The organism is Mesorhizobium sp. M7A.F.Ca.US.005.03.1.1 (genome assembly GCF_003997975.1).
Classification (GTDB): domain Bacteria; phylum Pseudomonadota; class Alphaproteobacteria; order Rhizobiales; family Rhizobiaceae; genus Mesorhizobium; species Mesorhizobium ciceri.
Map to the genome: position 1 here is coordinate 17294 of NZ_RZRO01000002.1, position 18540 is coordinate 35833.

14 protein-coding genes and 1 pseudogene are annotated in these 18540 nt (G+C 64.3%); 2 read left to right on the forward strand and 13 right to left on the reverse strand.

Features of this window, described 5'->3' with window-relative positions; genetic code table 11:
• Position 1: 1 nt before the first annotated feature.
• Positions 2 to 973 carry a thiamine pyrophosphate-dependent dehydrogenase E1 component subunit alpha gene (locus EN990_RS01135; protein ID WP_158515799.1) on the reverse strand — a complete coding sequence of 324 codons (972 nt, stop codon included), beginning with the start codon at positions 971 to 973 and terminating at the stop codon, positions 2 to 4.
• Between the two features lie 103 nt (positions 974 to 1076).
• Between EN990_RS01135 and EN990_RS01140 the strand changes: the two are divergent.
• Positions 1077 to 1822 (forward strand): annotated as a pseudogene (locus EN990_RS01140) (SDR family oxidoreductase).
• 40 nt (positions 1823 to 1862) lie between these two features.
• On the opposite strand, the gene EN990_RS01145 reads toward EN990_RS01140, so the two are convergent.
• From EN990_RS01145 to EN990_RS01160, 4 genes are read right to left on the reverse strand one after another with little or no spacing between them, the layout of a single operon-like run.
• Positions 1863 to 3602, reverse strand: a complete 1740-nt coding sequence (locus EN990_RS01145) for a cobalamin-dependent protein (protein ID WP_127369683.1) — start codon at positions 3600 to 3602, stop codon at positions 1863 to 1865.
• A 4-nt stretch (positions 3603 to 3606) separates the two neighbouring features.
• On the reverse strand, positions 3607 to 4404 hold the full coding sequence (locus EN990_RS01150) for an alpha/beta fold hydrolase (RefSeq protein WP_127385267.1): 798 nt from the start codon (positions 4402 to 4404) through the stop codon (positions 3607 to 3609).
• Entirely contained in the window at positions 4404 to 5180 is a 777-nt protein-coding gene (locus EN990_RS01155) for an aspartate dehydrogenase (RefSeq protein WP_127370338.1), read from the reverse strand. The genes EN990_RS01150 and EN990_RS01155 overlap by 1 nt, the downstream gene beginning before the upstream one ends.
• Before the next feature lie 11 nt (positions 5181 to 5191).
• Positions 5192 to 5728 (reverse strand): cupin domain-containing protein, encoded by a 537-nt coding sequence (locus EN990_RS01160; protein ID WP_127370337.1) that lies wholly within the window; start codon positions 5726 to 5728, stop codon positions 5192 to 5194.
• Between the two features lie 150 nt (positions 5729 to 5878).
• On the opposite strand from EN990_RS01160, the gene EN990_RS01165 reads away from it, so the two are divergent.
• Positions 5879 to 7483 carry an FAD-dependent oxidoreductase gene (locus EN990_RS01165; protein WP_206526334.1) on the forward strand — a complete coding sequence of 535 codons (1605 nt, stop codon included), beginning with the start codon at positions 5879 to 5881 and terminating at the stop codon, positions 7481 to 7483.
• 227 nt (positions 7484 to 7710) lie between these two features.
• Here the strand turns inward: EN990_RS01165 and EN990_RS01175 are convergent, their stop codons facing one another.
• The 8 genes from EN990_RS01175 to EN990_RS01210 form a co-directional block, all read right to left on the reverse strand.
• A complete protein-coding gene (locus EN990_RS01175) occupies positions 7711 to 8523 on the reverse strand; it encodes an NAD(P)-dependent oxidoreductase (RefSeq protein WP_127368980.1) in 813 nt (270 codons plus the stop codon).
• Between the two features lie 3 nt (positions 8524 to 8526).
• Complete coding sequence (locus tag EN990_RS01180; RefSeq protein ID WP_013530392.1) at positions 8527 to 9729, reverse strand: pyridoxal phosphate-dependent aminotransferase; 1203 nt, start codon at positions 9727 to 9729, stop codon at positions 8527 to 8529.
• Positions 9726 to 11345, reverse strand: a complete 1620-nt coding sequence (locus EN990_RS01185) for a hydantoinase B/oxoprolinase family protein (protein WP_127368981.1) — start codon at positions 11343 to 11345, stop codon at positions 9726 to 9728. Before EN990_RS01185 ends, EN990_RS01180 begins: the two co-directional genes overlap by 4 nt.
• Complete coding sequence (locus EN990_RS01190) at positions 11342 to 13438, reverse strand: hydantoinase/oxoprolinase family protein (RefSeq protein WP_127385515.1); 2097 nt, start codon at positions 13436 to 13438, stop codon at positions 11342 to 11344. The genes EN990_RS01185 and EN990_RS01190 overlap by 4 nt, the downstream gene beginning before the upstream one ends.
• Positions 13435 to 15105 (reverse strand): thiamine pyrophosphate-binding protein, encoded by a 1671-nt coding sequence (locus EN990_RS01195; RefSeq protein ID WP_127367401.1) that lies wholly within the window; start codon positions 15103 to 15105, stop codon positions 13435 to 13437. The genes EN990_RS01190 and EN990_RS01195 overlap by 4 nt, the downstream gene beginning before the upstream one ends.
• Positions 15106 to 15203: 98 nt before the next feature.
• Complete coding sequence (locus EN990_RS01200) at positions 15204 to 16628, reverse strand: FAD-binding oxidoreductase (protein ID WP_127388231.1); 1425 nt, start codon at positions 16626 to 16628, stop codon at positions 15204 to 15206.
• A gap of 60 nt (positions 16629 to 16688) precedes the next feature.
• Positions 16689 to 17447, reverse strand: a complete 759-nt coding sequence (locus tag EN990_RS01205; protein ID WP_127385514.1) for an amino acid ABC transporter ATP-binding protein — start codon at positions 17445 to 17447, stop codon at positions 16689 to 16691.
• A gap of 12 nt (positions 17448 to 17459) precedes the next feature.
• Entirely contained in the window at positions 17460 to 18539 is a 1080-nt protein-coding gene (locus EN990_RS01210; protein WP_064992567.1) for an amino acid ABC transporter permease, read from the reverse strand.
• Position 18540 lies beyond the last annotated feature (1 nt).

Consider the following 18540-nt stretch of genomic DNA (forward strand, 5'->3'; position numbering starts at 1 on the left):
GTCAGTGTGCCTCGCTGTAGGGGTTGCAGGCTTCGTCGAGCGAGAATTCGGGCATCGGGTCGGAGAGGGCCGCCGCGAATGCCTCGTCGACCTCAGCTCTGGCCGCCACCTCGATTGCCGCGAGTTTCGCCTCGCCGACGTCGCCCAAAAGCGCCTTGCGCGAGACGAGCAACGGGTCACGTTCCTTCCAGGCCGCAATATCCTCCGGCTTCTGATAGCCGCCCATGTCGGAAGTGGAGAAACCTTCGACGCGGTAGGTCTTGCATTCGACCATGCCGGGGCCTTCGCCGCGCCTGGCGCGCTCGACCATGGCCGACACGGCGCGGTAGACAGCCACCGCGTCATTGCCGTCGACGATCTCGGCCGGCATCGCGTAGCCGGCGGCGCGGATCGACAGGTCCTCGACCGGCGACTGGACTTCTGAGGGAACGGTCAGGCCGAACTGGTTGTGTTCGAGCACGAAGACGACCGGCAATTTCCACAGCCCCGCCATGTTCATGGCTTCGTGGCAGATGCCGGTTTGCGCGGCGCCGTCGCCAAAGACGCACATGGCGACATTGCCGGTGCCGAGGATCTGCATCGACAGCGCCATGCCGGTGGCGGCTGGAATGCCTGCGCCGACAATGGCATTGCCGCCGATCACGCCCTTTTCGGCATCGGCCACAAGCATGTGGCCGGCGCGCCCGCCGCAGGCACCGGTGGCCCGCCCGAAGATCTCGGCCACCACCGGGTGTACGGCCATGCCCTTGCCGATATAGACCGCGTGGCCACGATGGGTGGTGGCGACCTTGTCGCCGGCCTCCAGCACGGCGGTCGCGGCGACGCCGACGGCTTCCTGGCCATCGCAGCGATGGATCGGACCGCGCGTGCGTCCTTCCTTGTGAAGCGCCCCAAGGCCCTCTTCGAGATGCCGCACCAGCAGCATCCGGCGATAGATTTCCAGATGTTGTTCGACGGAAGGAGTGTTTTTCACCGATATCCCCGAGTTCGTGCCGAAATTAAATACAAAAGTGTCGACACTTTGCAAGCGCTTCTGCAAGATAGGGCAAAACAAGTTTGTGAAAAGGGGATCGATCATGCGTTTGGAGGGCAAGGCGGCCATCGTCACCGGAGCCAGCGCCGGTATCGGCGCGGCCGTCACGGAACTGTTTGCGAAGGAGGGCGCGCGCGTTCTGGTCGTCGATCGCGACGGCGCGCGGGCCGGCGAGGTGGCCGGCAGGACCGGAGCGCTGGCCTGGGAGGCGGACGTCTCGGACGAAGTCTCCGTGGCGACGATGGTGCGCCGCGCGCAAGAGGCCTTCGGCGGGTGGACATTCTGGTCAACAATGCCGGTTACGGCATACGCGGTTCGGTTGTCACCACCGCGGCGGCGGATTGGGACGCGCTCATGGCCGTGAACCTCAAGGGCGTCTTTCTCTGCTCCAAATATGTCATTCCCGTCATGGCCGCGGGCGGCGGCGGGGTGATCGTGAACACCGCTTCCAACGTGGCCCATGTCGGACTTGCCGATCGGGCGGCCTATGTCGCCTCCAAGGGCGGCGTCGCGGCGCTGACGCGTGCCATGGCGCTTGACCATGTTGCGGACAAGATCCGCGTCAACGCCGTGGCACCGGGTGTGACCTGGTCGAGCTATTTCGAAACCATGCTGGAAACCCATCCCGATCCTCAGGGGTTTGTCGCGGCATTGAACGCGCGCTCACCGATGAATCGCGTCGCGCAGCCGGTTGAAATCGCAAATGCAATCCTGTGGCTCGCCAGTGACGAATCCTCTTTCGCCACCGGCTCGATCCTGACGGTCGACGGCGGCATGACCGCCTGGTAAGGCACGCCCCTGTCGTTGCGTAAGACGAAGCCTGCCCGTTTCAGGCAACGGGCCGGATGGAACGCAGGGCACGCAGCATCTCGTCGAGGTCGGCGCAGGGCAGGCAGCCTAGGTCTGCTATATCCTTGGTCACGTCGACCGGCAGGCCCGAATTGGACTCCTTGGGCACTTCGTTCAATCGTCCGCCGATGAGCACCGGCAAGGCAAGTCCGCGTGCCGCCATCGCTGCTTTCACCGCCTGTGCATAACGCAGCGCCACGCCATTGTAAGTGCTGACGGCGATCGCATCGGCCCCGGTTTCGGCGGCGCGGGCGACGAGTGTTTCCGGGTCGACGGCCACACCGGCATCGGCGATGACGATGCCCAGGCCTTCAAGCGCCTGTTCGACGAGATATTTTCCGTGCTCATGCACGTCGGTCGTGCCGATGCAGACGGTCAGGGGTCTAGGGCTTTCCAGCGGCTTTTGCGTCGCGACCCAGGCGACGGCCTTGTGGTTGAGCTCGCGCGCCCATTCGGCATGGATCAGCGGCGTGCGTCCGCGGATGCCGTCCGCGCCCGGGCCGAACAGCGCCTCCATGCGCTTCGGCCCCATGCGGCGGATGGCGAACATCAGCGCGGCCGGGTCTTCGGTATCCACCCCGCGCTCGGCCAGCCCTTTCATGACGGCACCGGCAAAGCGACGCCCGCCTTCGACCAGCACATCGGCCATCGCCTCCACCCTGGCCCAGTCGAAGACGGGGTCGTAGAAGGGGGCGTGCAGCGTGAGCCGGTGCGCGAAGGTTTGTGCGTCGATGATCTCGTCGACATCGGGAATGCGCTGGTTCTCGGTTACCGGTACCGGATTGATCGCATGGCCGGAGGGCCATCGCCCGACAGCCAGTATGTCGGCCAGGAGATAACTCGCCAGGGTTGCGTAATTGCCTGCCGGGGTCGACTGGTAGGAAACGGTGTTGCCGAAGATCATGGTGCCCGGCGTATCGCTGACCCGCACCAGCGCGGCATGGAAGGCAGCGCGCGACAGTGGATCGCTGAAGTGGTGGCCGTAGCAATGGCCGAGCCGCGCGCCGATCAGATCCTCGACGATGTGCTTTTCGACGAGCACCATGCCGAGCGCGCAGGCCATGTCGATGAACAGTCCGGCGAAGCCGTCGTCGAGATTGGAATGGACAAGGATTTCGGCATCCTGGGCCGCGATCAGGCCGAGGGCGGTGACGGTCGCTTCGGTGGTCGCCACATCATCGTCCCAGTAGGGCAGCCGGAAGGTGAAATACTGCCCCAGATTGCCGATGGCCGTTGCACCGGCGGCGATGGCGGCGCGGGTGTTTTCCACAGCACCCGGCAGGCCGAGCATGAAGTCGCCGAAATGCGCGGCAGCGGGCGCGGCGTTGGTGATGCGGGCGAAATCCTCTGGGCCGGTGAGCACGATGCCGGTACCGCGCGCAGCCTTTGCACGCATGGCTTGGGGATATCCCATCGACCAGTCGAGTGTGATGCCGAAACGGTCGACCGTTACCCCTGCCTTGCGGCATTGCTCATGCACCTCGCCGATCGCGGCCACGGTGCGGTCGACGCTTCTGAAGCCGATATGGGCGTGCTGCATGACTCGCTTTTCGGCCGCTGCCTTGCGCTTCCATGCGGCTTCGGACGACATCCCAGTCTCGGTAAGGAAGCGGCAGCCGCCGAGGCGCCACTCGCGCGCCATGGCGCGCCCTTCGGCGAGGAGATCGACGCCAGGCTTGAGGCGCAGGTCGAGGAGGGCGGGAGCGATTTCAGCGGTCATGATACTAGCTGTCGGCCTTGGCAATGAAATGGCGAATGATGGCGGCAAAACCTTGGGGGTCGGCGAGGGGATGAAAATGCGCACCAGGAACTAAAACAAACCGGGCATCCGGTATCGAAGCGGCGATCGCCTCTGAAAGGGCTGATGGCGTCAGGATATCGCCGGTGGCCGCAATCACTTGAACCGGGGCGTCGATGCGCGGCAGATCGGCGAGGCGATCATGGTCGAGCAACATGCGAACGCGCGCAGCACTGACTGTCAGCGGCGCCAGGGTGCCAGGGGCGGCGGCGACGGCTGCGTCGAGTTCCCCGGCATGCGTTTCGAGGTAGGACGGTTCGTGGCAGAGCACATGGCCGAGGCGCTGATAGGTCTCGGCCAGGCCGGCCTCCAGCAGTTCGGCGCGAGCGCTGAAGAGCGTGCGGAAACGGCTGTCGGCTCGCGCCCAGGAACTGCTGATCGTGAAGCTCAGGCCAAGTTCCGAATGATCGAGCGCCAGCACCTGCGCGATGGCGCCACCAGTGGAATGCCCGACAATATGGGCGGGACCGCCCGTCTGCGCCAGCAGGCCGGCAATGTCGCTGGCGATCAGGGGAATGGAATAGGGGCGTTCGGGGCGATCGCTGCGACCGGCGCCGCGATGGTCGGTGACGATGACGCGATGGTCGGCCTCGAGAAGGCGTACCACGCCGGCCCAGAACCTTCCGTCACCGCCAAGTCCGGGGATGAGGATGAGGCGCGGGCCGGCGATTCCCGATGTCTGGTAGTGGATGCGGCAGCCATCGGCGGCGGTGAAGAAGGGCATCAGCTGAGGCCCTCCCTGTCGAGCAGCTCGCCGAGCGCCGCGACGAGACTGTGCGCCGTGAGCATCGAGGTCTTCGGATTGCTGGCTGAGGGCGTGTTGACGAGGCGGAAGGAAGCCGTGCCGGCGGTGCTCTCGACCTCGATTTCATGTGTGTTGCCGGCAGCCTTCGGATCGGCAACCACGCTTACGGTGACCTTGTCGATACCTGCAGCGAGCGCCACCGCGAAGGCGGCGTTGAGGTTTTTCGGATAGAGCTTTGCCGCTTGCGCGGGCGTGCCTTCGAAGAGGGATACCGCGTCGTCCTCGGCTGACAGGCCAAGGGTGGCAAGCTCGGTTATCCAGGCTGCCGGCGGCTTGCGCGAGGTGTAGCGCACTCGCGCTTCGGGAAGCGCGGCTATCGCCCTGAGGTAGTCGAGGCCGCCCAACGCGCCTGACGGCAGGACCAAGCGTGCGCCGCCGTTGCGTGAAGCATCGGTCAGCCTCGCGGCAAGGATCGGATCGGCGAACGCACCGATCGAAGCGATGATGGTCGGGATGCCGGCGTCGAGAAGCGCGGGCACATAAGCGGCCACCGCCTCCTGGCTTGCCGCCTCCACCACCGCCCGGGGGCGCGGACCGATCAGCGCGTCAAGCTGCGTGACAGTGCTGACATTCGCCGGCAAGTCGCGGCGGGTACCTTCGCGCATCAGCGCCACCCAGCAAACCGAGTCCACTGGGAAAGCTGAGACGATCTCGCGCGCGATCGTGCCGAAGCCGATGAGGCCGAGCGTCACCATCCGAGGCTTCTTCAGGGATTCTGCTTCAGGGGATCGAACTTGTCGGCGAGGTCTGCCCCGAACACCGTCTTGCGCTCGATTTCCAGGACGTTTTCGGGGCGCGGGAAATTGGACGGCACACGGTCACCTGGCTTGCGCGGCTTGCCGATCAGGCGAAAGAAATCCTCGAGCCCGTTCGGCACGATCAACCAGATCCAGCGCAGGCGCGTGTCGCCGTCGTTGATGAACATGTGTCGGACATTCTTCGGCAGGAACACCACGCTGTCCGGTTCCAGCGGATATTCCTTGCCGTCGATGACGGCGCGGCCATGGCCTTCGATGACATAGACCGTCTCTTCGTTGCGGTCATGCGTGTGTTCGCGCACATAGCCGCCGGGCGCTACCGACTGCGTGCCCAGCGCGAAGGGGTGCTCCATGCCGACGATGTGCGGCGCGAGCGCCACGTCGATATGGCCGTTTGCGGGAACCGGCTGCCAGTAGCTTTCGCGCGTTTCGGTTCCGGAAACATGGATGCCAGAGGGCGCGGGTGGAAGGTTGGTGTCGTCCATGGCTCTGCCTGTCGAATGGAGCTGCGAAGGTCGTTCGGGCGCGTTGCTGACCTGGAGAGGGTACAGCGCAAAAAGTGTCGACACAATAGTAGACAGATTAAATTTCGTGCCTCTATATAGTGCTGTGTCGATGATGGCAGGGGAATGCCGATGGGCGAGTACGATGTTCTGGTGATCGGTTCGGGATCGGCGGCCTGCTCGGCAGCGCTGCGGGCCGCCAAGGGTGGCCTCAGGGTGCTCGTCATCGAAAAGAGCGAATGGTTGGGCGGCACCTCGGCCATGTCCGGTGCCGGGGTCTGGATACCCGCCAACCATGTCGCGGCCGAAGCCGGCATCGCCGACAGCCGCGAGGATGCGCTCGCCTATCTGCGTGCGGTCGCGCCCGAAGGATGGGAGCAGAAGGAAGATGCGCTCTGGGGCGCTTTCGCCAAGGCCGCGCCGGACATGCTGCACTTTCTGTCCGTCAACACGCCGCTCGATTTTCGCTTGATCAACGAGCCCGATCCCTTTGCCGAAGCGCCGGGCGGGAAACTCTATGGCCGCATGCTCTCGCCGAGGCCGCTCAGCCGCCGTCTCCTCGGCAAGTTTGCGCGGAGTCTGCGCCGCTCCACCTTGCCGCACAGCTTTACCTACCAGGAGATCGTCGACCTCGATCTCTATCACCATCCCATCCGCGCCGGGTTCAAGGTCTGGCCGAAGCTTCTATGGCGATGGCTGACGAATTCCGGCGGCCAGGGCACGGCACTGATGACCGGGCTGATCAAGGGCTGCCTCGATGCCGGCGTCACCTTTCAGCCGGGAACGCGCGCCGTCACCCTGCTTCAGGATCCGGACTCACGCATCGCCGGCGCGGAGGTGGAGAGCAAGGGCCGGCGCACGAAGATCGTCGCGCGCCGCGGCGTCGTCATCGCAACCGGCGGCTTCGAATGGGACGCCGAGATGCGCGCACGCCACTTCCCCGGCGCCTTCGACCGGATCGGCAGCCCGCGCGGCAATGAGGGCGACGGCCAGAAGCTTGCGGCTTCCGTCGGCGCGCAATTGGACCGCATGGATCAGGCGAACGTCTATCCCTGCCTGCCGACGCGCTACCAGGGACAGTCGCACGGCTTGCCGATGACCTTCCAGGCCGAGCCGCATTCGATCGTGGTCGATCGCGAGGGAAAGCGCTTTGTCAGCGAAAACGCCTTCAACATCGGCGAGGCGATCGATGCGCGCGGACCGGATGGCGAGCCCGTCCATCTGCCCTGCTATCTCGTTGGCGATAATCGTTTCCTCAAAACCTCGCTGCCTTTCCGCTGGTATGCCTCCTACGAGCGCGACTGGATCAAGAAGGCCGATACCATCGCTGGCCTTGCCGCCAAGCTCGGGTTGCCGGCGGCGGCGCTGGAGGAGACGATCGCGCGCTGGAACGGCTTTTGCGAGAACGGGCACGATGCGGACTTCCACCGCGGCGATAATGGTTGGGAGGCATACAAGGCGCATGGCCCCGAGAACCGGCTGAAGCCGATCGACAAGGCGCCCTACGTCGGCATGACGATCAATCGCTCGATCCTCGGCACCAAGGGCGGGGCCCGGACCAACGAGCGGGCGCAGGTGTTGAGACCGGACGGCTCGATCATTCCCGGCCTTTATGCGGCAGGGCTTGCGATGGCCAACCCCATCGGCACGCGCGCCGTAGGGGCCGGCACCACGCTCGGCCCGAACCTGACCTGGGGCTTCATTGCGGCCGAGACGATCCTGCATCAGTACAGGTGATCGCGGAAGCCTACATGGCAGACGTCACCGAACCCCAGAAGCACACCGGAGGCATGGGGGTGATCGCCGGAGCCTACGGTCTTGCACGATCGCCGGTGTCGCCCTGGCCTGAACGTCCCGGAAGCGCTTCATGATCATTATTCGGCTGTCGCCGTGAATTGCAGGGAGCCGTAGGGGTGTTGGTGGATGTTTCGTCTTCGCCATCTAGCGGATTGGTTTTTTGATAGTTACGCCCGCTTGTCGTCCGGATGGCCAAGCTCGCAGAACCACCCGCCCAGATACTTCACCGATGGCGCCTTGGGATCCGGAATCTGCGTCTTCGCCTCGACCGCTGCGCGGAATGGCTCGGCGCTGTCTTGCGGGATGAACCCCAGATGGTTGGCGCCGCTGTTGTCGACCATTTTCAGCTTGTTGTCGGATATGCCGAACGAGATTGTGTGCCCGACGCGCGGCGCCGTCAGTGCTGCTTCGACCAGACGCACGCAGTCGGCGAAGGAAAGATACGACCACAGCATGCGTCGGTCGGCCGGTTCGGGAAAGGACGAGAAGATACGCAGGCAAGCCGTCTCAATGCCGAACTTGTCCCAGTAGAGCCGGCTCAGGCTTTCGACGAAATTCTTCGACACGCCGTAGAGGCTGTCGGGGCGCACCGGCGCATCGACGCCGATATGGGCTTCGACTTCATGATAGCCGATGGCATGCACCGAGGAAGCATAGATAATCCGCTTCACGCCGTGTTTCCGGGCGCCTTCGTAGATGTGGTAGGATCCGCGAATGCTGGAATCCAGGATCGTTTGCCATTCGCATTCAAGCGGCGCACCGCCGAAATGCACGATCGCGTCGCAGTCCTTGGTGGCCGCGATTGTCGCCTCCATGTCGGCGAGATCGAAGACCGCTTCTTCCTCGTGAGGAGCAAGATCGCCGAACGGTTCGCGACCCGCCAGGCGGATCGTTTTTGCCAGCGGCACCAGCCCCTTTCGCAGTTCCGAGCCAAGCCGGCCGGCGGCGCCGGTGATCAGGATGCGTTCGTAATGCGGCATGGTCTACTCCACTTGCGCGACGGCGGCGTTGATCCGCGCGATCGCCTCGGCAAGCACCTCCTCGCTGGTGGCGGTGGAGATACGAAAATAAGGTGAAAGTCCGTAGGCAGTGCCCGGCACCGAGGCCACGCGGCCTTCGTTCAGAAGATAGGTCGCCACCGCCGTATCGTCCTCCAGCATGACGCCTTTTGGGGTCCTGCGGCCGATCAGGCTGGCGCAACCGATATAGGCATAGAAAGCTCCTTCCGGCGGCGGCAGCGTCAGGCCGTTGATGCGCCTTATGCCATCGACGACCAGGTTCCTGCGCGCCTCGAATGCATCGCGGAAACGAGCCACCTCGTCCTGCGGGCCATTCAGTGCGGCGACCGTCGCCGCCTGGGCAATCGAGCAGACCGAAGTGACCGACTGGCTCTGGATGATCGACATCGCCTTGACGAGTGGTGCCGGGCCGGCTGCATAACCGACACGCCAGCCGGTCATCGCATAGGCCTTGGCCACGCCGTTGACGATGAGGCTTCGGTCCTTGAGGTCAGGGCAGGCCTTGCCGAAGGATACGAATTCGCGGTTATCGAAGATGATGTGCTCATAGATCTCGTCCGACAGGATGAGCACCTGCGGATGCCTGGCAAGGACAGCGCCAAGCGCCTTGAGATCGTCGGCCGAGTAGACCGCTCCGGATGGATTGCCGGGCATGTTCAGGAACAGCCACTTGGTTCTCGGCCCGATCGCCTTTTCCAAGAGTTCGGGCGTCAGCCTGAAGCCGCCGCTTTCCCTGCATTCGACCGTGACGGGCGTGCCGCCTAGCAGCTTCACCATCTCAGGATAGGAGACGAAATAGGGCGCGGGCAGGATGGCCTCGTCGCCGGGTTCCAGCGTCGCCATCAGCGCGTTGAAGATGATCTGCTTGGCGCCGTTGGCCACGACGATGTCGTCGGCCGTGTAGTCCAGTCCGTTCTCGCGCCTGAACTTCCCGGCCACGGCCTCGCGCACTTCCGGTGAGCCGGCTGCGGCGGTGTAGAGGGTCTGGCCCGCTTTGGCGGCTGCATAGGCCGCTTCGATGATGTGGGCAGGCGTCGGAAAATCAGGTTCGCCAAGGCCAAGGTCGATGACGTCGACGCCTTTGGCCCGTAGCGCCTTGGCCGCCTGCGAGGCGGCCATCGAAGCCGACGGCTTGACCACGGACAGGCGCGAGGAAATGTAGCTCATCGGCTTTTCTCCGAAATATAGCCCCTGGACACGTCCTGTGCCCGCGCCTCCGTACTGCGCCTGGAGGGATCGCCATAGCCGCCACCGCCAGGAAGTTCCAGCACCAGACGACGCCCTGCCGGAACGTGCTGCCAGCCCTTCGGGCGCATCAGCGTGCCATCGTCGAGCCTGACGATGCCGGCTATCCCGTCCTTGCCGCCATCGCGTCCCTTGGCCGGATGCCTGACCCGGTCGAACATGGCGGAAAAATCGAACTCGTGGCCTTCAGTGGCCGCGATTTCGAGGATCTGGCCGAGGCCGCCGCGAAATTCCCCGTCGCCGCCGGAATCGGGACGCAGTTCCTTGCGCCAGATGACGATCGGCCCGGTGTGCTCGGTCGCCTCGATCGGCATGGTATGGACACCGGACGGAAAGGCGGTGGCGGACAGCCCGTCCAACGTCGGGCGGGCCCCCATGCCGCCGGAATTGAACATCAGCACCTCGGCGCGGCGTCCATCGCTCCCGGCGACCGGCCTGACCGAGATGTGGATGTTCCACAGTGCCGCCGCCCCTTCGGCAAGGATCTGGCCCGGCAGCGCCTTGGCCAGCGCGCCCAGCACCAGATCGGGCACCATATGGCCGATGACGTGCCGCAGGGAGACCGGCGCCGGCCGCGGGGCGTTCAGGATGTTGGTCGGCGACGATATAGTGAACAGAGCAAGCGAGGCCGCATTGTTCGGGATCTCCGGCGCCACGACGCATTTCAGGGCGTAGCAGGCATAGGCCTTGCTGTAGATGATCGGAACGTTGATGCCCCATCGGCTTGTCGGATCGGTGCCGGAGAAATCGACATTCAAATGGTCGTCCTCAATCGAGACAGCTGCCACCAGCTTGACCGGCGTATCGTAGCCGTCGGTCACCAACTCGTTCGACCAGGTGCCTTTCGGCAGCGCCTTGATGCGCTCCAGCGTCGCGTCATGCGTGCGCGTGAAGATGAACTCTCCCAGCCTGTCCAGCGATGCCAGGCCGATCTCCTTCATCATGTCGACCAGGCGGCGATGGCCGACCTCGTTGCAGGCGGCCAGCGAATAGAAGTCGCCGACGACCTGGTTCGGCTCGCGCACATTGGCGCGCAGGATCTTCACCAGATCGAGGTTCACCTTGCCGCGCTCGGCGAACTTCATGATCGGGATCTGGATTCCTTCCTCGTAGACTGACTTGCCGTCGGCGCCGAAGCCACGTCCGCCAACATCGACCACGTGCGCGGTGCAGGCGAAGAATGCCACCAGTTCGCCGTTCAGGAACGAGGGCGAGACCATGGTGATGTCATGGAGATGGCCGGTGCCTTTCCAGGGATCGTTGGTGACATAGGTGTCGCCCTCGTACATCTCCTCGCGCGGGATCTCGTTCATGAACTGCAGCACGGCCTCGGCCATGGTGTTCACATGCCCGGGCGTACCGGTCACGGCCTGCGCCAGCATCTCGCCGCGCGGATTGAACACGCCGGCCGACAGGTCGCCCGATTCACGCACCGACGTGGAGAAGGCCGTACGCAACAGGGTCAGCGCCTGCTCCTCGACCACCGAAATCAGGCGATTCCACATCACCTGCATGCGGATTTCCAAGATGTCGCTCATGCCTGGACCCCTTTGCGGATCAGGAGGATCGACCCGTCGCTCTGTAGCGCGGCATCGAAGAGAGTGGTGACGACCGTCGACGTCTCACGCTCGACGATCACCGCCGGACCGCTGATGCGATCCCCTGGCGAAAGGTCGGCGCGTTCGATGATGGCTGAAACCTGGACGGTTCCGGTCGCCGGATCGAAAACCTCGCGCGTTTGCGAAGCGGCGACGGTCCTGGTCCCCATGGTGATCTCGTGCCTTGCGGGCGCCGGCCGCACGTCCTGCGCCTTGACCGACCAGGTGACGATCTCGATTTCCAATCCGTCGAGGCCATCAATGGCACGGCCGAAGAAGCGCGCATAATTGTCCCGGAAGGCGTCCTTGAGGCTCACCTCATCGGCGGGCTTGAACGCCCTGTCGGGCAGCGGCACCGGGATTTCCCAACCCTGGCCGGCATAGCGCATGAAGGCGGTGATCTCGCGGGTGATGGCATTGTTCGTGCCGGCTCGCACGAAGCTCTCGGCGGTCGTCTTCAGCCCGTCGAGCAGCGCATTCACCTCGCATGCATCGAAGCGCGACAGCCGCATCAGCTTGGAAGCCAGCGCCTCGTAGCCGAACGGCGCCTTGAGGAAACCGATGGCCGAGCCGACGCCGGCGCCTTGCGGGACAAGGCACTGTTCGACGCCAAGCTTCTCGCACAGCCGCGCCGCATGCAGGGGCGCTGCACCGCCAAAGGCGATCATGACATTGTCGGAGATGTTCTTGCCGTTTTCCACCGCATGGACGCGGGCGGCATTGGCCATATTCTCGTCGACGACCTCGCAGATGCCGAAGGCGGCGGAAACGGAATTGAGTAAAAGCCGGGTGCCGACATCGCGGGTGATCGCCTGCTCCGACGCCTGAGTGTCGAGCCTGATGGCGCCGCCGGCGAAATTGTCCGGGTCGAGCTTGCCCAGCACCAGGTCGGCATCGGTGATGGCCGGGCGGCTGCCGCCGCGCCCGTAGCAGGCGGGACCGGGTTCGGACCCGGCACTTTCCGGGCCGGTCTGGATGCGGCCCATGGCGTCGACCCAGGCGATCGAGCCGCCGCCGGCGCCGATCTCGATCATCTCGATGACCGGGATCGAGATCGGCATGCCGGAGCCTTTGCAGAAGCGATAGGTGCGGGCGACCTCGAAGGTCCGCGCCGTGCGCGGCGAATAGTCCTCGATCAGGCAGATCTTCGCGGTCGTTCCGCCCATGTCGTACGAAACGACGGAGTCCAGGTCGAAGCGCCGCGCCACGTCGGCCGCAAAAATGGCACCGCCGGCCGGACCGGACTCGACCAGGCGCACCGGAAATTCGGACGCGGTTTCCACCGAGATCAGTCCGCCGCCCGAGTGGATCATGAACACCGGACAGTTCGCCCCCATCTCCTTCAGCCGCACCTGGAGGCGCACCAGATAGTCGGCCATCTGCGGCCGGACATAGGCATTGGCGCAAACCGTGTTGAAGCGTTCGAACTCGCGCATCTGCGGCGAGACCTCAGCGCTGATGGAAATCGGTATGTCCAGCTTTCTGGCGAGGATCGCGCGTGCCCGCTGCTCATGCACCGGGTTCATGTAGGAATGGATGAAGCCGATGGCGACGGCGCCGAAGCCGCCCGCGGCGATGCTGCCGGCGATCTCGTCGAGCGCTGCTTCGTCCAGCGGCTGCAATTCCTTTCCGTCCGCGCCGATGCGCCCCTTGACCGTATAGCGATGCTCGCGCGGGATCAGCGGCGGCGGCAGCTTCAGGTTCAGATCATACTGTTCGAACCGGTTTTCCGTGCGCATCTCGATGACATCGCGAAACCCTTCGGTGGTGACCAATGCCGTCTTGGCGCCACGCCGTTCGATGAGCGCGTTGGTCGCCAGCGTGGTGCCGTGAATGACGATGTCGAGGTCCGCCAGCGTGATGCCGGCGTCGCGCACGACAATCTCGATCCCGTCGAGGATAGCCTGTTCGGGGGCGGCATAGTTGGTCAGGATCTTGGTCGAAAAGATCGTGCCGCGCACATCGACCACAATATCGGTGAACGTGCCGCCGATATCCGCGCCGAGACGAATGTCATTTGCCGTACTGGTCATGCGTTGGCCTTATGCGAAGCGAGCGCTGCGTCGCGCATTTGGGAAAGGGTTTGACGCGGCGTGATCGCCTCCGGGGAAATATCCAGCTCCAGGACCGCGCCGGTCGCGGATGCCAGCGCCCTGCCGAAAGCGCCGGCGAAATCGCTGGTCGCGCCGACCCGCTCGGCGTGGAAGCCATAGGCCCGGGCGATGCCGACGAAATCCGGGTTCTCGATGTTCGTTCCCGACACGCGCGCCGGATAGTGCCGCTCCTGATGCGCGCGGATGGTCCCGTAGATGCCGTTGTTCAGGATGAGGACGATCGGCTGCGCCCCGGCCTGCATCGCCGTCCCCAACTCCTGGCAGTTCATCTGGAAATCGCCGTCACCGGCAAAGCAGACCACCGTGCGTGAGGGAAAGGCCACTTTGGCCGCGATGGCCGCCGGCAGGCCGTAGCCCATGGCGCCGGATTGCGGTGCAAGCAGCCGCGCCTTTGGCCCGAATTTGAAGAACTTGTTTGGCCACACGGTGAAATTGCCGGCGCCGTTGGTCAGGATGACGTCGTCGGGCAGCGTTTCGCGCAGCCAGCGGCTGACTTCGACCATGTCGACCGGGCCCGGCTGGGCAGGCGCGGTGAACGTGCCCTCATAGCTTTGGCGTGCCTGCGACCGCCACGCGCCCCAGTCGCCCTTGACCGGCGAGAGCGCCTTGGCGAAGGCGTTCGGCCCGGCATGGATGCCAAGCGCCGGCACATAGATCTTGCCGATCTCGCGATCCGAAGCGTGGACATGGATCAGCTTCTGCTTCGGCTGGGGCACGGACAGCAGCGTGTAGCCATCCGTGGTCATCTCGCCGAAGCGCACATTGATCGCCAGGATCACATCGGCGTCCCGGATCAGCTTCTTGACATGCGGGACCATGCCGACACCGGCCTCGCCGACGAAGACCGGTGAGCCATTGTCGAACTGATCCTGGAAGCGGAACGCCGCGACCACCGGAATGTCGGAGGTTTCGGCGAAAGCCTGGAGCACGGCACGCCCGTCAGCTGACCAGTTGGCACCGCCGATCAGGATGACCGGTCTGCTGGAGGCGGCCAGCATGGACCGGGCCTCGGCCAGCGCATCGGCATCGGCCGCGGCCTCGAACACCCTGGCAGGCCCGCTGAGCGCCGCGACATCGGTCGGCGTGGTCAGCATGTTCTCGGGCAGGGCGATCACCACCGGGCCGGGCCGCCCGGTGAGCGCCGTGGTCCAGGCCCGGGCAATGATTTCCGGCAGGCGCTCGACAGCGTCGATCTCCACCGCCCATTTCGCCATCGTGCCGAACACCGCGCGGTAGTCGATTTCCTGAAACGCTTCGCGGCCGCGCATGTCGGTGCCGACCTGGCCGACGAACAGGATCATCGGCGAACTGTCCTGCATCGCCGTGTGCACGCCGATGGACGCATTGGCGACACCCGGTCCGCGCGTCACGAAGCAGATGCCCGGCGAACCCGTCAGCTTGCCATAGGCCGAGGCCATGAATGCCGCGCCGCCCTCGTTGCGGCACAGCACGTAGTCCAGCTTTCCACGAGTGTCGTGCAGCGCGTCCAGCACGGCCAGATAGCTTTCGCCCGGCACACCGAAACTCTTGGTCGCGCCGAGCGCGATCAGGCATTCGACAAGAAGGCGACCGCCATTGCGGATCATGCTGCGACATCCTTCATTCAGGCGGCAAGCGGATCGAGCCTGCCTTTCAGATTCATACGTGCACGCTGGCGCATCGAGACGAAACCAAGAAATGCCGTCTATTCGAAAGTTTTTCTTTCCCGAGAGGCGCGAACCAGGACGTCCGGGTTCATCGTGCCCAGCGGATCGAACGCGCCTTTGAGCCGCGCCATGAGCTCTCGCTCCACCAGGCCGCGATTGCGGTCGGCCATGACCACCTTTGCCCGGCCAAGCCCATGCTCGGCGGCAAAGCTGCCGCCCATCTGAGTGGCAAGAGATGACAGCGCCTCTGCGAACAGCTCGGCCTTGCCGTCGAAATCGGCACGACCTTCCGGCGGAGACAAATTGTAATGGATGTTTCCGTCGCCGAGGTGCCCGAACGGGTTTATCCGCACACCGGGAAGAATGCCGCCGCAGATCTTCGCGCCAGCCTCGACGAAACGGGCGATTGCACCTGGAGGGACGGAGATGTCGTGCTTGAGTTGCTCGCCTTCCAGCCTTTGTCCCTCCGGTTGCTCCTCGCGCAGCCGCCAGAATTGTGCCCGATGCGCACCTGTCGCCGCCAGCGCGCCGTCGCTAACCAGGCTCTGTTCCATGCCCCATTCCAGAGCCGAAGCCAGGATCTCGTCCAGGGGAACGCGTGACGACCCCGATGCCAGTTCGACCAGCAGATAGACGTCGCCCCGTGTCTCCAGTTGGTAGGCAAGGTCGGGCACGTGCTTGAGCGCCAATCGCAGGCCCACATCGGAGAAGAACTCGAGGCCAGTCAGGAATTCCCCGGCCTCGCCGCGCAGGAAGGCGCCGAACGAAACGGCGGCGGCAAAGTCGGGCAGGACCAGAAGGGCGCTCGCTTGCTGCCGAGGCTTGGGGTAGAGCCGCAGGATCGCGCGCGTGACGATGCCGAGCGTGCCCTCAGCGCCACAGAACAGCTTGCGCAGTTGATAGCCGGCATTGTCCTTCTGCACCGCGCGCAGTCCGTCCCAAATCCCGCCATCAGGCGTCACGACTTCGAGACCCAGGACGAGATCCTGCATCATGCCGTATCGGAAAGCCTGGCTGCCGCCCGCATTGGTGCCGATCAGGCCGCCGATCCTGGCGCTGCCTTCTGCGCCCAGATGCATTGGAAACATCAGCCCATGCGGCTCCAGCGCCTCGTGCAGCGTTGCCAGCACGACACCCGCCTCGACGACGATCGATCCGCTTTCCAGATCCGGCTTCCCGATCGCCGTCATGCGTGACAGCGAGACGATCACCGCATTGGGCTGCTCGGCGACGGCGGCGCCGCAAAGCCCGGTGTTTCCGCCTTGTGGCACGACTGCCAGTCCGGCCTCGCGACATAGTTTGACGACACTGGCAACCTCCGGCGTATTCGCGGGCCTGGCAACGCCCAGAGGTGCGACGCCGTAGCGATTGAGCCAATCGCGCCGGTAGGGCTCGGCATCCCGGCCCGAAAGCCAGCCTTTCGGCCCGAGAATCTCGTGCAGCGCGGTGGCGGGATCGGTCATTGATCTACCCGAGTTAGCTGAGGGCGTGCCGTCCGACACGTCCCGGATCGTTGCTTCCAATCAATGACCCAGCACCTGCGACAGGAATTGTCGAGTGCGCTCGTGGCGGGAAGAGGTGAAGAACTCGTCCGGAGGCGCTTCTTCGAGGATCTCGCCGCCGTCCATGAAAAGCACCCGGTCCGCCACGCGACGCGCAAAGCCCATCTCATGCGTCACGCAGATCATCGTCATGCCTTCCGAGGCAAGCGTGACCATGACGTCAAGCACTTCGGAAACCATTTCCGGATCGAGCGCCGAGGTCGGTTCGTCGAACAGCATGATCTGCGGCTGCATGCAAAGAGCGCGTGCAATGGCGACGCGCTGCTGCTGACCGCCGGACAATTGGCTGGGATATTTCATAGCCTGCTCGGGAATGCGCACCTTCTCCAGGTAGTGGCGGGCGGTTGCCTCGGCTTGCGCCCGCGGCTGCTTGCGCACGATCATCGGGGAGATCATGCAGTTCTCCAGCACCGTCATGTGCGGGAACAGGTTGAAGTGCTGGAACACCATGCCGACTTCACGCCTGATCTCGTCGATATTGCCGACATCGTCGTTGAGCTCGGTCCCGAGCACCGCGATGCGGCCGCCATTGTGCTGTTCGAGGCGGTTGATGCAGCGGATCATCGTCGATTTGCCGGAGCCGGAGGGTCCGCAGACGACGATTTTTTCGCCCCGTTGTACGGAAAGGTTTATCCCGCGCAGTGCTTGGAACGTGCCGTAGTATTTGTCGAGGTTTTCGATGCGGAGCGCCGGCTCACCGGTCGAATTGGTTGAGATCACCTGCACGCCTCCTTACCGTTCGCTGACCGACATGCGGCGCTCGAGAAAGGCGCCATAGCGGGACAGGCTGAAGACGAAGATGAAGTAGATGAAGGCGATGAAGGCATAGACTTCGACATAGGCGAAGCGCCATTCGCCGGTGCCATAGGCGGCATTGCCGGAAGCCAGGATCTCGAAGAAACCGACGATGACCACCAGCGAGGTCTCCTTGAACGAGATGACGAACTGGTTGATCGTGGCCGGCATCGCGTTGCGCATGGCCTGAGGCAGGAGGATGCGGCTGATGCGTTGCCAGTAGCGCATGCCGAGCGCCATGGCAGCCTCCTCCTGTCCTGTCGCAACGCCCTGCATGCCGCCTCTCACGATCTCAGCCTGATAGGCGGAGAAGAACAGAGCGGAGCCGAGGATCACGCGGTAAAGCTTATCGCCCTGCAGCCATTGCGGCAGCGCGAACGGCAGAACCACTGCAAAGGTGAAGAGGATCGATATCAGCGGAAGCGACCGGACCCCGTCGATGATGAGGCCGGTGGTCCGCGAAATCCAGGGCAGCTCCGACCGGCGCAGCAAGGCCAGGCAGATCGCCAAGGGGAAACCGATCAGGCAGGTGGTAACGAAGATGAACAGGGTCAGCGCCAGCCCGCCCCAGGCTTCCTCGCCGACATGGGCAAGGCCAAGCACGCCGCCTTTCATCAATACGTAGAAAAGGCCTGTTCCGGCTCCCCATACCAGCGCGATCCGGCGGCCCGTCCAGAACGCCGGGATACAGCTCAGCACCGTCATCACCACAACGGCGACGCAGGCCAGCGCCGAGCGCCATTGTTCCTCGTAGGGATAGAGGCCGAAGAAGATGATCCGCCATCTCGCTGCGATGACCGACCAGCAGGCTCCCGCTGCCGCCTGGCAGGCTTCCGGCCCGCCGCTGGTGGTGAAGACAGCCGAGAAAACCGCCCAATTCAGCAGCTTCCAGACCAGGAAGACCATGATCGTCAGACAGGCCAGCGACACCACCGCCTGAAGCGGCGTCGCGAAGAAGCGTCGCCTCAGATCCTCAAGCCTGCCGGGAGCGGGTGGAGCGACAATGACCATCTCCATC